This is a genomic window from Streptomyces sp. NPDC007929, assembly GCF_042959065.1.
In the GTDB taxonomy this organism is placed as follows: Bacteria; Actinomycetota; Actinomycetes; order Streptomycetales; family Streptomycetaceae; genus Streptomyces.
Genome location: NZ_JBIBKD010000011.1, coordinates 240832 through 254046 on the forward strand (window position 1 = coordinate 240832; position 13215 = coordinate 254046).

Below are 13215 nucleotides of genomic sequence, written 5' to 3' on the forward strand. Positions count from 1 at the left end.
TGACAATCAGGGCCATGGAAAGCAGCAGTGCCGCGTCGGGCGGCAGCACGCGCCGCGAGGCCACCCGGCAGAAGCTCTACGAGGCGGCCGTCACGCTCATCGCCGAGCAGGGGTTCTCCGCCACGACCGTGGACGAGATCGCCGAGCGTGCCGGGGTCGCGAAGGGCACGGTCTACTACAACTTCGCGAGCAAGTCCGTCCTCTTCGAGGAACTGCTGCGGCACGGAGTGGGTCTGCTGACCGCCTCCCTGCGGGAAGCGGCCGACCGCACCGCGCGGGAGGGCGGCGGCAAGGTCGACGCGCTGGACGCGATGATCCGGGCGGGGCTGGTCTTCATCGACCGCTACCCGGCCTTCACCCAGCTCTACGTGGCCGAGCTGTGGCGCACCAACCGCACCTGGCAGTCCACGCTGATGGTGGTCCGGCAGCAGGCGGTCGCGGTCGTGGAGGACGTGCTGCGCGACGGCGTCGCGGGCGGGGAGTTCAGCGAGGAGATCGACATCCCGCTGACGGCGTCCGCGCTGGTCGGCATGGTCCTGGTGGCCGCCCTGGACTGGAAGTCCTTCCAGGCGGAACGCTCCCTGGACGACGTCCACGCGGCGCTGTCCCGGCTGCTCCAGGGGCGGGTCAGCGGCTGCCGCTGAGCGCGTTCCCGGCGCACAGGTGAAGGCGCCGGTCCGATGTGGCCGCGTCCCCCGCGGGCCACCTCGAACCGGCGCCTTCCGTGTTCCCCCGTGCGTCCCCCCGCAGGACCCCCGTTCGGTCGTCCCCCGGTATCCCCCGTGCCTCGCTCCCGCCGACACCGCCGGCGGAAGGAGCGGATCGTGGGCCGGCTCCGTTCCGGCGCCCCGTGTCGCCGGTGCCGGAGCCGTGCCCCTCTCCGTGCCTCCACTCTCTCGTCCGCGCGGGTCCTGCCCCATCCGCGCGCGTACTCAACTCCCCGGCTAGGTACCCGTACTCAGCCCTGGGCACCGGGCCCCACGACGGTCCCCCGCCGCCTGGTCACGTCCGCGTCCGCGCCCGTACTCGCGAGGCCGCGGGCCGGGGCTGTCGGTGGTGGCCGATAAAGTCGCGGGCATGGCACGGATTGCAGTGATCGGCGCAGGGATGGGCGCGCTGACGGCTGCCGCCCGGCTGGCCGTGGCGGGCCACCGTGTGGCGGTGTACGAGCGGACGGACACCTACGGCGGAGCGCTGCGCCGCTTCGAGCGCGCGGGGTTCGTCTTCGACACGGGCCCCGGCCTGCTGCCGCTGCCGGCCGTCTACCGCGATCTGTTCGTCAAGACGGGCAAGGAGCCGCTGGAGTCCTGCGTCGAGCTGGTCCAGGTCGACCCGTCGTCCCGGCACGTGTTCGCGGACGGCACCGAGGTCTCACTGCCGAACGCCTCGCGCGCGGGCGTCGTGGCCGCCCTGGACGAGGCGCTGGGCTCGGGCGCCGGGAAGCGCTGGGGCGACTTCCTGGTCCGGGCTCGCGAGGCCTGGGACCGGACCCGCCGCCCGCTGCTGGAGGAGCCGCTGTGGCCGAACTGGCAGGTGCTGGCCGAGCGTGAGCCCTACCCGTCGGTGCCCCACAAGAAGCTGCTGCGCACCCGCCGGGCCGCCACCCTCGCCGAGATCGGCGCCTGGGAGCTGCGCGACCCCCGGCTCACGGCGCTGCTGGAGAGCCACGCCCTCGGGCACGGCCTGGATCCCCGGGTCACCCCGGCGAGCGCGGCCGTGCTGCCGTACCTGGAGCACGCCTTCGGCACCTGGTACGTGCGCGGCGGTCTGCGCGAGCTGGCGCGGGCAGTGTACGAGCGGTGTCTGGCCCGGAAGGTCGAGTTCCACTTCGGCGCCGAGGTCACCGGTGTGCGGGAGAAGGACGGCCGGGCGTCGGGGGTGGAACTCGCCGACGGGTCGGTCGCGGAGGCGGACTTCGTGGTGGCCGGTGTCGCGCCGGGTGTCCTGGACCGTCTGACGGCGGGGACCGCGGTGCGCGGAGACGGGGAGGTGCCGCCCCAGCCCGCCGCGGCCAGCCGGCTGACCGTGCTGCTCGCCCTGCGCGGGGCCCGCCCCGAGGGCACGGCGCACCGCACGGTGGTGCACGCGCGCGACCGTGCCGCGGAGCTGGACGCCCTCTTCGGCACGGCGGCGCGGGACGCGCACCCCACGGTCACGGTGCTGCGGCCCGACGACCCCGGACTCGCCCCGCGGGACCACGAGTCGGTCGCCCTGACCACGGTGGTGCCCGCCCGGCCCGACCGGCCCGGCGACGACCTCGCCGACCAGGTGATCACCGTGGCCGAGCGGGCCTTCCCCGGCCTGCGGGACCGTCTGCTGTGGCACGAGGTGCGCACCCCGGCCGACATCGCGGACGCGACGGGCGCGGAGGGCGGGGCGGTGCCCGTGCCGGCCCTTGCGGCGGGCGGCGGGCGGCTGCTGCACCCGTCCAACAGCACGCGGGTGCACGGTCTGTTCACCGTGGGCGGCTGGGCCCACCCCGGCGGCGGACTGCCGCACGCGGGCATGTCGGGCGCGCTGGTGGCGGGGCTGATCGTGGAGGGGCCGGAGTTCCGCGGCTCGCAGTGAGCGCGCTGCCCCGGCCGGGATCAGGCTTCAGAAACGGTACTGCTCGTCGAAGCCGTTCCCCTGCGGCTGCTGTCCGCCCTGGTAGGGGTAGGGCTGCTCCGGCGGCAGTTCCTGCCCGTACTCGTCGGTGTTGCGCTGCTGCGGGACCCACACCCCGCCGGGCGGGGTCTCGCCGGTGTAGGTGCCGGTGTACTGGTCCTGGGTGTAGCCCTGCTGGCCGTAGTACTGCTGGTCACCGTAGGTGGTGTCGTAGGAGCCCTGGCCGTAGTTCGACGAGCCGATGTACGGGTCGGAGTAGGCGGCGTACTGCTGCTGGCCCGTGGCGTCGTAGCCCTGCTGCTGGCCGTAGCCGGAGTAGTCGTAGGAGTACGACTGGTCGGCCGTCTGGGCCGCGTACTGGTCCTGGGGCTGCTGGCCCGCGTCCTGGTAGCCGTTGCCGTAGACACCGTAGGAGCCGGTGTCCTCGGGCATGGGCTGCGGCTCGTAGACGGCCGTGGTCTCGGCGGCCGTCGGGTCGTGGGCGGGGCGGGCGGGGGTGAAGACGTCGTCGCGGTCGTAGTCGTCGTCCTGGCCGTAGGCGGTGGGGTCGCGGCGGTAGGCGTCGGCGGCCCCGTCGTCGTAGCCGCCCTCGGCCTCCAGGCCGGAGACCTCGAGGGTCGGTTCCTGGCGGCCCCGCTCACCGCGGCGGCCCTTGCCGCCGCCCAGCGCGGGCGCGTTCATCGCCCAGCCGGACGCGAAGCCGCTGCGGAACGACAGGGTGACGTACGTCTGCCCGACCGCGAAGGCGGCCGCGCCCAGCCCGATCACGACGACCGACGGAATCAGGACACCGACGACGACACCGAGGAACCCGACGAAGGCCAGCAGGCGCCAGCGCAGCCGCGCCTTGTACTGCAGCAGCACCTCGCCCAGCAGCCACAGCGCGACGATGCCGAACGCGATGTAGAGGACCGCCCAGCCCATGTACGCCCCTCTCCCAGTGGCCGTTACGCAGTGTGTCGTATACCGGTGCGAACGGTCTAGGCCTGCGGTGAGTGGTGCAGGCCCAGGTTCTCGTAGATCTCGAGTGTCGCGGTGGAGTTGTTGAGCGTGATGAAGTGCAGGCCTGGCACGCCCTCGGCGAGCAGCCGCGCACAGAACTCCGTGGCGAACTCGATACCGATGGAGCGTACAGCGGCCGGATCGTCTTTTGCTGTGAGGATCCGCTCTTTCAGGGCGGGCGGGAAGGCTGCGTTGGTGAGCGAGCCGATCCGCTCCAGCGTCTTCACGCTCGCGATCGGCATGACCTCGGGAATGATCGGGGTGTCGCAGCCGGCGGCCGAGACCCGGTCGCGCAGCCGGAGGTAGTCCTCCGGCTGGAAGAACATCTGCGTGATGGCGTAGTCCGCGCCCGCCCGGCACTTGTCGACGAAGTGGCGCACGTCGGCGTCCCAGTCGGCGGAACGCGGGTGCATCGCCGGGAAGGCGGCGACGCCCACGCAGAAGTCGCCGGAGGCCTTGATCAGCTCGACGAGTTCGGCGGCGTAGGCCAGGCCCCTGGGGTGCGGCACCCAGTCGCCCATCGGGTCGCCGGGCGGGTCGCCGCGCAGGGCGAGCATGTTGCGGATCCCCGCGTCGGCGTACTGCCCGATGATGTTGCGCAGGTCGGCCACCGAGTGGTCGACCGCGGTGAGGTGGGCGATCGGGGTGAGGGTGGTGTCGGAGGCGATCGCCTCGGTCGCCTTGACCGTGCCCGCGCGGGTGGAACCGCCCGCGCCGTAGGTGACGGAGACGAAGTCGGGCGCCACGGCCTCGACCCGGCGCAGGGCGTTCCACAGGTTCCGCTCGCCCTTCGGGGTCTTGGGGGCGTAGAACTCGAACGAGTACGTCGTTTTGCCGGCCGCGAGCATGTCGCGGACGGTGCGGGCGTGGTCCGACCTGATGGATGCGGTGCCGAGGGCCATACCGGCAGGTTAGCCAGGGGTGGTCGGTCCCCCAACCGGGGACCGATTTTTGCCCGAATTGTCCCCTTGTTGTCCATCCTTTGGACAAACCGTCCTCGCTACGCCCCCCGCAGCCGCTTCGCGAACTCGGCCGCCGCGGCGCCCGGGTCGTCGGCCTCCGTGATCGCCCGTACGACGACCACCCGCCGGGCGCCCGCTTCCAGGACCTGGTCGAGGGTGCCGAGGTCGATGCCGCCGATGGCGAACCAGGGGCGGTCGGTGCCGAGCCCCGCGGTGTGGCGGACGAGGTCCAGGCCGGGGGCGTGGCGGCCGGGCTTGGTGGGGGTCGGCCAGCACGGGCCGGTGCAGAAGTAGTCCACGCCCTGCTGGACGGCGGCCGCGGCGGCCTCGGACTCGGCGTGGGTGGAGCGGCCGATCAGGACGTCATCGCCGAGGATCGCGCGGGCCGCGGGGACCGGGAGGTCGCCCTGGCCGAGGTGCAGGACGTCGGCACCGGCGGCGTGGGCGACGTCCGCCCGGTCGTTGACCGCGAGCAGCTTGCCGTGCCGGGCACAGGCGTCGGCGAAGACGGCCAGGTGCTCCAGCTCCTCACCGGCCTCCATGCCCTTGTCCCGCAGCTGCACGATGTCGACGCCGCCGGACAGCGCGGCGTCGAGGAACTCCCCGAGGTCGCCCTGCCGCTTGCGCGCGTCGGTGCAGAGGTAGACCCGGGCGTCGGCGAGCTGGGCCCGTGCGGTGGCGGCGACGGCTGCGGTGCCGGTCATGCGTGTCCCCCAGGGTTCGGTGGCGGTGGCGGTGGCGTGCAGGAGAGGGTGCGGGGTCGGTACTGGTGCGGGGATCGGATACGGGTACTGGTGCGGGTTCGGATGCCGGTGCGGATGTGCCCGCGGACCGGCGGATCCCGGTCCGGAGGCCGTGGCTGCCGGGCGGGCGGCTCCCCGGCTCCGGAGCACTGGTCTGCCGGGCCGGGCGGCTCCTGAGCGCTGGAGCACCCGATCGCCGGACGGGCGGCTCGCGGACGCCCGCGGGAGCGACCGCCCACCGGGCGAGCGGCACACGAGCGTCAGCGGTGGGCGCCGGAGCGTCGGCGGCGGTGGCGACGCAGCGCCCCGTCCGTCGTGGACACCTCGGGCACCCTACGCCAGCCCCCGGGCCACACCGCGCGCGAGCCACCCGGGCCGTGACCCACCGGGTCACGGCCCCCGTCGGCGGTTGTTCAGGTCCGGCCCCGCCGACACGGCACCGGACGCTTCTCCCGTCGCGGCCGGGTCAGACCGCGAGCGCCTGGGCGCGGCGCTTCACCTCCGTGCCGCGGTTCTCGCTGAGGGCCTGCGCGGGGGTGCCGGGCAGGCTGTCGTCCGGGGTGAAGAGCCACTCCAGCATCTCTTCGTCCGTGAAGCCGTCGTCCCGCAGGAGCGTCAGGGTCCCGGACAGGCCCTTGACCACCTTGTCCCCGTCGATGAAGGCGGCGGGGACGTGCAGCGCGCGGTTCTCACCTCGGCGTACGGCGATGAGCTGGCCGTCCTTGACCAGCTGCCGCACACGCGTCACCTCGACGCCGAACTGTTCGGCGATGTCGGGGAGGGTGAGCCAGGCGGGGACGAGAGCATCGATCTTTGCGTCAATCTCGGTCACGGAAACCAGCCTGCCATTTACCACTGACAGTCGGAAGTCGGGCGCCTATGCCGTGGCCGCTTTCAGAGGTCTGGCCGGGTCCCTCAGCAGCACCGGGTTCATCGGGACGCCCGACTCGATCAGGCGGCGGCCCTGCGCCAGGTCCCGGGGCCGGCCGACCGCCAGCAGCGCGACCAGCCGCTCCCCACGCAGCCAGCACACCGTCCAGGCCGGTCCGGAGGGGTCGCCCCGCCACAGGGTCGTGTCGGCGTGCGCGTGGTGCCCGGCGTACTGGACGAACCGGCCGAACTGCTCGGACCAGAAGTACGGCACCGGGTCGTACACCGCCGGGGTCTCCCCCGCGGCCCGGCCGACGATGTTCAGGGCCACCGCGCGCGGCCCCTGGAGGGCGTTGTCCCAGTGGTGGACCAGCAGGCGCTCGCCGTAGCGCCCGGAGGGGAAGGAGGCGCAGTCGCCGACCGCGTAGACGTCCGCGGCGCTGGAGCGCAGATGCTCGTCGGCGACGATCTCGCCGTGGGCGCCGAGCTCGACCCCGGAGCCGACCAGCCAGGCCGTGGCGGGGCGGGCGCCGATGCCGACGACGACGGCGTCCGCGGGCAGCCGCGTGCCGTCGTCGAGGAGCACGGCACCGGGCTCGACTCGCTCCACGCGCGCGTGTGTCCGCAGGACCGCGCCGGCGTCGGCGTACCAGTCGGCCATCGGGGCGGCGACCTCGGCGGGCAGTGCCCCGGCGAGCGGCCGTTCGGCGGCCTCGACGACGGTCACCGCGCAGCCCGCCTCACGCGCGGCCGTGGCGAACTCCGCGCCGATCCAGCCCGCGCCGACGACCACGATGTCGTGCCGCCGGGCCAGCACCGGCCGCAGCCGCTCGGCGTCGTCCAGGGTGCGCAGCAGATGCACGCCGGGCACGCCCTCCGCGCCCGGCAGCCGGATCGGTTCGGCGCCGGTCGCGACGACCAGGACGTCGTAGGGCACGGGCCCGTCCTCGGTGTCGAGCTCGTGGTCGGCGGGGCGCAGGCCCAGCACCTCGCAGCCGAGCCGCAGTTCGATGCCGAGGGCCTCGAAGTCGATGTCGAAGGCGGAGCCCTCGGACTTGCCGAGCAGAACGGCCTTGGACAACGGGGGCCGGTCGTACGGCTGGTGGGGTTCGGCGCCGATCAGGACCAGGTCCCCGGCGAAGCCCTGTTCGCGCAGGGCGACGGCGGTCTGCACCCCGGCCATGCCCGCGCCCGCCACGACGACGCGCCGCGGCGCGGACGGACCTGGTTGCTGCGTCTGCTCGCTCACCTGATCACCATAGACACCTGACGAATGGTCAGTCAGTGCTCATGCGCCGTGACCTGCTCCACAACGCTCGTGCCCTTGCCTCGCTGGGACTCCCACTCCCAGGTCTCCTCCAGCCGCACCCGCCCGTCGGGCAGTTCCACGACCGTCGAGACGCAGTGCCCCGAGGAGGTGGTCCCGTCCCGCTTGAGCTGGACGTACCGGAAGTCCAGCCGGTCACCCTCCCGGGTACCCACGAGGTGCCCGCGCACGACGTCGCCGCCCGTGTACTCGGCCCAGATCTCGCCCTGCCGCTCGTGGTAGGTGAACCGGGTGCGGGTGCCCACCTGACCGGGTGCCTGGTCGGCGACCGGGGCGAGGACGAGACCGTCGAGGGATCGGGCCATGGACGGAGGCTCCCTTACTGCGGGATACGGCATCGGGCTAGGGTGGCCAACGTAAAGCACTCGCGGGAGCCCGGACGCACCGGGCTGAGAGGGAGGCTGGCGGCCTCCGACCGTACGAACCTGATCCGGGTCATGCCGGCGAAGGGAGGGGCTGGACGCCCATGTCGCGTACGTCCACATCCATGTCCGCACCGTCAGACGTCCTGGTCGTCGGGGGCGGGATCATCGGCCTCGTCACGGCGTGGCGGTCCGCGCAGCGCGGTCTCGCCACCGCCGTCGTCGACCCCGAGCCCGGCGGCGGAGCCGCACAGGTGGCGGCCGGCATGCTGGCCGCCGTCACGGAACTGCACTACGGCGAGCAGACCCTGCTCGGCCTGAACCTCGCCTCGGCCCGCCGCTACCCGGACTTCGCCGCCGAGCTCAGCGAACTGACCGGGCAGGACCTCGGTTACCGCCGCTGCGGCACGGTCGCCGTGGCCCTGGACGCCGACGACCGGGCCCACCTGCGTGAACTGCACGCCCTGCAACAGCGCTCGGGGCTGGAGTCGCAGTGGCTGTCGGGGCGCGAGTGCCGGCGCCTGGAGCCGATGCTCGCGCCGGGCGTGCGCGGCGGGCTGCGAGTCGACGGCGATCACCAGATCGACCCGCGGCGGCTGGCCGGAGCGCTGGTCACCGCGTGCGAGCGGGCGGGCGTGGTCTTCCACCGGACGTGGGCGGACCGGCTGACCGTCTCCCGGGACCGGGCCGCCGGTGTCGTCCTGGCCGACGGGACCGCGACGGCCGCCGGGCAGGTGGTGCTGGCCGGGGGCAGTCTCAGCGGGCGGCTCGCGGGCGTCCCGCGGGACGTGCTGCCTCCCGTGCGGCCGGTGAAGGGGCAGGTCCTGAGGCTGACCATGCCGCGGCGGCACGGGCCGTTCCTGAGCCGGACCGTGCGCGCGGTGGTGCGCGGCAGCCACGTCTACCTGGTGCCCCGCGCGAACGGCGAACTCGTCGTCGGGGCGACCAGCGAGGAGCAGGGCTGGGACACCACCGTGACCGCGGGCGGCGTCTACGAACTGCTGCGGGACGCGCACGAACTGGTCCCGGGCATCACCGAGCTGCCGCTCACCGAGACCCGGGCCGGGCTGCGGCCCGGATCCCCCGACAACGCGCCGCTGCTCGGCCCCACCGGCCTGGAGGGGCTGCTGCTGGCCACCGGCCACTACCGCAACGGCGTCCTGCTCACGCCCGTGACCGGCGACGCCATGGCGCACGCCCTCGCGACGGGTGAACTCCCCGAGGAGGCGCGCCCCTTCACGCCGAAGCGCTTCAGTCCCGCCACCGCACTCTCGGAGCAGCCCGCATGAACATCTCCGTCAACGGGGAGCCCCGGGACGTCTCGCCCGGAACGGCTCTCGACACCGTCGTGAGGTCGCTCACCGCCTCGCCCTCGGGGGTGGCCGCCGCCCTCAACGAAACCGTGGTGCCACGCACCCGGTGGTCCGCCACGCCCCTGTCCGAGGGAGACCGCGTGGAAGTCCTCACCGCCGTCCAAGGAGGCTGACCATGGCCGACGATCCGTTCGTCCTCGGTGGTACGTCGTTCAGCTCCCGGCTCATCATGGGCACGGGCGGGGCGCCCAGCCTCGATGTCCTGGAGCGGTCGCTCGTCGCCTCGGGGACGGAGCTGACGACCGTCGCGATGCGCCGGGTGAACGCCTCGGTGCACGGCTCGGTGCTGTCCGTCCTGGACCGGCTGGGCATCCGGGTGCTGCCCAACACGGCGGGCTGCTTCACCGCGGGCGAGGCCGTCCTCACGGCCCGGCTGGCACGCGAGGCGCTCGGCACCGACCTGGTCAAGCTGGAGGTCATCGCAGACGAGCGCACGCTGCTGCCGGACCCGATCGAGACGCTGGAGGCGGCCGAGAGCCTGGTCGACGACGGGTTCACGGTGCTGCCGTACACCAACGACGATCCGGTGCTGGCCCGGAAGCTGGAGGACGTGGGCTGCGCGGCGATCATGCCGCTCGGCTCCCCGATCGGCTCCGGGCTCGGCATCCGCAACCCGCACAACTTCCAGCTGATCGTGGAGCACGCGCGCGTGCCGGTGATCCTGGACGCGGGCGCGGGTACGGCCTCGGACGCGGCGCTGGCGATGGAGCTGGGGTGCGCGGGTGTGATGCTCGCCTCGGCGGTGACGCGGGCGCAGGAGCCGGTGCTGATGGCCGCCGCGATGAGGAACGGGGTAGAGGCGGGACGGCTGGCGTATCGCGCTGGGCGAATTCCCCGGCGGCACTTCGCGCAGGCGTCCTCGCCGGGTGAGGGGATGGCCGTGCTCGATCCGGAGCGGCCGGCCTTTCAGTGACCCGCGCATGTGCGGGGGCGGGGCGTTTCGCAGCCCGGCGTAGCGAGGTCTCCTCGGGACGGGTGCCGCCCTGACGGCACGCATGCCCGCAGCCGGGGCCACACGTCACAGGTCGGCTGCAGTCGCGCCCCGAAAACGGGCGGGGCGGGAGAGCTGTCGGTGTCGGCTCGTACACTCGCCTGCGTGGACACGACCCTTCAGGACCCCTTGGTCGGGCAGGTGCTCGACGGCCGGTACCGCATCGACGCGCGGATCGCGGTCGGCGGGATGGCCACGGTCTACCGGGCCGTGGACACCCGGCTCGACCGGGTCCTCGCGCTCAAGGTGATGCACCCCTCGCTCGCCGTCGACGCCTCGTTCGTCGAGCGGTTCATCCGCGAGGCGAAGTCGGTGGCCCGGCTGGCCCACCCGAACGTGGTGCAGGTCTTCGACCAGGGCACCGACGGCTCGTACGTGTATCTGGCGATGGAGTACGTCGCGGGCTGCACCCTGCGGGACGTGCTGCGCGAGCGCGGGGCCCTTCAGCCGCGGGCCGCCCTGGACATCCTGGAGCCGGTGCTGGCCGCGCTGGGCGCCGCGCACCGCGCCGGGTTCGTGCACCGGGACATGAAGCCCGAGAACGTCCTGATAGGGGACGACGGCCGGGTGAAGGTCGCCGACTTCGGGCTGGTCCGCGCCGTGGACACGGTGACGAACACCACCGGCACCGTCCTCGGCACCGTGTCGTACCTCGCCCCGGAGCAGATAGAGGACGGCACCGCCGACCCTCGCGTCGACGTGTACGCCTGCGGCGTGATGCTGTACGAGATGCTGACCGGCGACAAGCCGCACGACGGGGACTCCCCCGCCGTGATCCTCTACAAGCACCTGCACGAGGACGTGCCCCCGCCCTCCGCCGCCGTGCCCGGCATGGCGTACGAGCTGGACGAGATGGTGGCCTCGGCGACGGCCCGTACCCCGGCCGTCCGCCCGTACGACGCGGTGGCGCTGCTCGCGCAGGTCCGTGACGGACGCGGCCGGCTGAGCGAGGACCAGCTCGACGCGATGCCGCCGCAGGCGCTCGCGGTGGACCACGACAACGGCGACGACCGGACGACGGTGATCCCGCGCGCCCTGACCACCCCGCGCCCGCTGCCGGTCCATGAGGACGACGAGGTCTCCGGGGCCGCGCTCAACCGCACCAGCCGCTTCGCGTCCCCGCCGCCCCCGCCGGCCCGCCGCCGCCCGGGCTCCCGGCGCGGCCCGGTGGCGATCGTCGTCGCCGTCCTGCTGGTGCTGGGCCTCGGCGCCGGCATCTGGTACATCAACTCCGGCCAGTTCACCGAGGTCCCCCCGCTGCTGGCCAAGACCCAGGAGCAGGCCGAGGACCGGCTCCGCGACGCCGGTCTCGAGCTCGGCAAGGTGAAGCACGCCTACAGCGACACCGTCGATCGCGGCCAGATCATCAGCAGCGACCCGAAGGCCGGGACGCGCATCCGCGGCAACGACGCGGTGGGCATCACGATCTCCGACGGCCCCGAGACCGTGCGGGTGCCCGCCCTGGCCGGGCAGAAGCTGGCCAAGGCCCGGAGCCTGCTGAAGGAGGACGGGCTGGAGCCGGGCATGGTCACCCGGGAGTTCAGCGAGGACGTGCCGCGCGGCTCGGTGATCACCGCGCGCCCGGCGGACGGCACCAAGGTGCGCGCGGGCACGGGTGTCGCGCTGGTCGTCAGCAAGGGCGCCCGCATCGACGTCCCCGATGTCACCGGCGTCGACGAGGCCGACGCGCGGGCCGAGCTGACGGAGGCCGGCCTCAAGGTGAAGATCGCCCCCGAGCGGGTCACCTCCTCCGAGTACGACAAGGGCCAGGTCGTCCGGCAGTCCCCGGCTTCCGGCGGCCCCGCGGCCGAGGGCGACACGGTCACGCTGACGCTGTCCAAGGGCCCCGAGATGATCGAGGTGCCGGACGTGGTCGGGGACAGCGTCGACGACGCCAGGCAGGCGCTGGAGGGCGCCGGGTTCGAGGTCGACGAGGACCGCGGGCTGCTCGGGCTCTTCGGCGACGAGGTCAAGAGCCAGTCCGTCGAGGGCGGCCGGACCGCGCCCAAGGGTTCGACGATCACCATCAAGATCAGGTGACGACGGCGGGCGGGAGCCCGTGGACGGGGCGGGGCCGGACGCATGACACCCTGAACGGGTGAACAGTCAGCTGTCCGGCGCCTCCCGCAACCCGGTGGGCGGCCATGTCCCCGTGGCCGGTGGGCTCCATTCCGTGGGCCTGTCGTACGCCCGTGATCTGAAGGCGGAGGCCGTCCAGGTCTTCGTCGCCAACCCGCGCGGCTGGGCCACGCCGACCGGGAACCCCCGGCAGGACGAGGCGTTCCGCGCGGCGTGCGCGGCCGAGTCCGTCCCGGCCTATGTGCACGCCCCGTACCTGATCAACTTCGGTTCGCACACCGAGGCGACCGTGGAGCGGTCGGTGGAGTCGCTGCGGCACTCGCTGCGGCGCGGGCGGGAGATCGGGGCGCTGGGCGTGGTCGTGCACACCGGCAGCGCGACCGGCGGCCGGGAGCGGTCGGTGGCGCTGAAGCAGGTGCGCGAACATCTGCTGCCCCTGCTGGACGAGCTGACCCACGACGACGACCCGTTCCTGCTGCTGGAGTCGACCGCTGGCCAGGGCGCCTCCCTGTGCTCGCGGACCTGGGACTTCGGCCCGTACTTCGAGGCGCTGGACGCCCACCCGATGCTCGGCGTGTGCCTGGACACCTGCCACATCTTCGCAGCCGGGCACGACCTGACGGGCCCCAGCGGCATGCACCAGACACTGGACCTGCTGGTGGACACGGTCGGCGAGGGCCGGCTGAAGCTGATCCACGCCAACGACTCCAAGGACGTGGTGGGCGCCCACAAGGACCGGCACGAGAACATCGGCGTCGGTCACATCGGCGAGGACCCGTTCCGGGCCCTGATGACGCACCCCGCGACCGAGGGCGTGCCGCTGATCATCGAGACGCCGGGCGGCAAGCAGGGGCACGCGGCCGACGTGGAGCGGCTGAAGAAGCTGCGCGACGGCTGAG

13 protein-coding genes and 1 riboswitch are annotated in these 13215 nt (G+C 73.4%); of the genes, 7 read left to right on the forward strand and 6 right to left on the reverse strand.

Going from position 1 to position 13215, the window contains the following annotated elements; translation table 11 throughout:
- Positions 1 to 14 precede the first annotated feature (14 nt).
- A complete protein-coding gene (locus ACFZDE_RS32565; protein WP_391002029.1) occupies positions 15 to 644 on the forward strand; it encodes a TetR family transcriptional regulator in 630 nt (209 codons plus the stop codon).
- Positions 645 to 1077: 433 nt separating this feature from the next.
- A complete protein-coding gene (locus ACFZDE_RS32570; protein ID WP_391206092.1) occupies positions 1078 to 2568 on the forward strand; it encodes an FAD-dependent oxidoreductase in 1491 nt (496 codons plus the stop codon).
- A gap of 27 nt (positions 2569 to 2595) precedes the next feature.
- On the opposite strand, the gene ACFZDE_RS32575 is transcribed toward ACFZDE_RS32570, so the two are convergent.
- From ACFZDE_RS32575 to ACFZDE_RS32600, 6 genes are all read right to left on the reverse strand, one after another.
- Complete coding sequence (locus ACFZDE_RS32575) at positions 2596 to 3531, reverse strand: hypothetical protein (RefSeq protein ID WP_391206095.1); 936 nt, start codon at positions 3529 to 3531, stop codon at positions 2596 to 2598.
- A 56-nt stretch (positions 3532 to 3587) separates the two neighbouring features.
- Positions 3588 to 4511: a methylenetetrahydrofolate reductase [NAD(P)H] gene (gene metF, locus ACFZDE_RS32580; protein ID WP_031111288.1), complete on the reverse strand. Its 924-nt coding sequence runs from the start codon at positions 4509 to 4511 to the stop codon at positions 3588 to 3590.
- A 98-nt stretch (positions 4512 to 4609) separates the two neighbouring features.
- Entirely contained in the window at positions 4610 to 5275 is a 666-nt protein-coding gene (gene thiE, locus ACFZDE_RS32585) for a thiamine phosphate synthase (RefSeq protein WP_391206098.1), read from the reverse strand.
- Between the two features lie 505 nt (positions 5276 to 5780).
- Positions 5781 to 6146, reverse strand: coding sequence for an Rv2175c family DNA-binding protein (locus ACFZDE_RS32590; protein ID WP_030848153.1), 366 nt, complete (start codon positions 6144 to 6146; stop codon positions 5781 to 5783).
- Positions 6147 to 6191: 45 nt separating this feature from the next.
- Positions 6192 to 7433 (reverse strand): FAD-dependent oxidoreductase, encoded by a 1242-nt coding sequence (locus tag ACFZDE_RS32595; protein ID WP_391206101.1) that lies wholly within the window; start codon positions 7431 to 7433, stop codon positions 6192 to 6194.
- A gap of 32 nt (positions 7434 to 7465) precedes the next feature.
- Positions 7466 to 7816 carry a hypothetical protein gene (locus ACFZDE_RS32600; protein WP_391002019.1) on the reverse strand — a complete coding sequence of 117 codons (351 nt, stop codon included), beginning with the start codon at positions 7814 to 7816 and terminating at the stop codon, positions 7466 to 7468.
- 52 nt (positions 7817 to 7868) lie between these two features.
- Positions 7869 to 7980: riboswitch (TPP riboswitch) on the forward strand.
- On the opposite strand from ACFZDE_RS32600, the gene thiO reads away from it, so the two are divergent.
- The 5 genes from thiO to ACFZDE_RS32625 all read left to right on the forward strand — a co-directional run bounded on the left by thiO (position 7978) and on the right by ACFZDE_RS32625 (position 13214).
- Entirely contained in the window at positions 7978 to 9162 is a 1185-nt protein-coding gene (thiO, locus tag ACFZDE_RS32605) for a glycine oxidase ThiO (protein WP_391206104.1), read from the forward strand. It overlaps the preceding riboswitch by 3 nt.
- Complete coding sequence (gene thiS / locus ACFZDE_RS32610) at positions 9159 to 9359, forward strand: sulfur carrier protein ThiS (RefSeq protein ID WP_391002015.1); 201 nt, start codon at positions 9159 to 9161, stop codon at positions 9357 to 9359. Before thiO ends, thiS begins: the two co-directional genes overlap by 4 nt.
- 2 nt (positions 9360 to 9361) lie before the next feature.
- On the forward strand, positions 9362 to 10159 hold the full coding sequence (locus ACFZDE_RS32615) for a thiazole synthase (protein ID WP_391206106.1): 798 nt from the start codon (positions 9362 to 9364) through the stop codon (positions 10157 to 10159).
- Between the two features lie 183 nt (positions 10160 to 10342).
- Positions 10343 to 12277 carry a Stk1 family PASTA domain-containing Ser/Thr kinase gene (pknB, locus tag ACFZDE_RS32620; protein WP_391206109.1) on the forward strand — a complete coding sequence of 645 codons (1935 nt, stop codon included), beginning with the start codon at positions 10343 to 10345 and terminating at the stop codon, positions 12275 to 12277.
- A gap of 58 nt (positions 12278 to 12335) precedes the next feature.
- Complete coding sequence (locus ACFZDE_RS32625) at positions 12336 to 13214, forward strand: deoxyribonuclease IV (protein WP_391002009.1); 879 nt, start codon at positions 12336 to 12338, stop codon at positions 13212 to 13214.
- The last annotated feature ends 1 nt before the right edge of the window (position 13215 follow it).

What these genes read in the sequence shown, in the direction of transcription:
- thiE (WP_391206098.1), bottom strand. Translation starts at nt 5,275, where the DNA reads ATGACCGGCACCGCAGCCGTCGCCGCCACCGCACGGGCCCAGCTCGCC.
- ACFZDE_RS32575 (WP_391206095.1), bottom strand. Translation starts at nt 3,531, where the DNA reads ATGGGCTGGGCGGTCCTCTACATCGCGTTCGGCATCGTCGCGCTGTGG.
- ACFZDE_RS32600 (WP_391002019.1), bottom strand. Translation starts at nt 7,816, where the DNA reads ATGGCCCGATCCCTCGACGGTCTCGTCCTCGCCCCGGTCGCCGACCAG.
- thiO (WP_391206104.1), top strand. Translation starts at nt 7,978, where the DNA reads ATGTCGCGTACGTCCACATCCATGTCCGCACCGTCAGACGTCCTGGTC.
- ACFZDE_RS32615 (WP_391206106.1), top strand. Translation starts at nt 9,362, where the DNA reads ATGGCCGACGATCCGTTCGTCCTCGGTGGTACGTCGTTCAGCTCCCGG.
- metF (WP_031111288.1), bottom strand. Translation starts at nt 4,511, where the DNA reads ATGGCCCTCGGCACCGCATCCATCAGGTCGGACCACGCCCGCACCGTC.
- ACFZDE_RS32570 (WP_391206092.1), top strand. Translation starts at nt 1,078, where the DNA reads ATGGCACGGATTGCAGTGATCGGCGCAGGGATGGGCGCGCTGACGGCT.
- ACFZDE_RS32565 (WP_391002029.1), top strand. Translation starts at nt 15, where the DNA reads ATGGAAAGCAGCAGTGCCGCGTCGGGCGGCAGCACGCGCCGCGAGGCC.
- thiS (WP_391002015.1), top strand. Translation starts at nt 9,159, where the DNA reads ATGAACATCTCCGTCAACGGGGAGCCCCGGGACGTCTCGCCCGGAACG.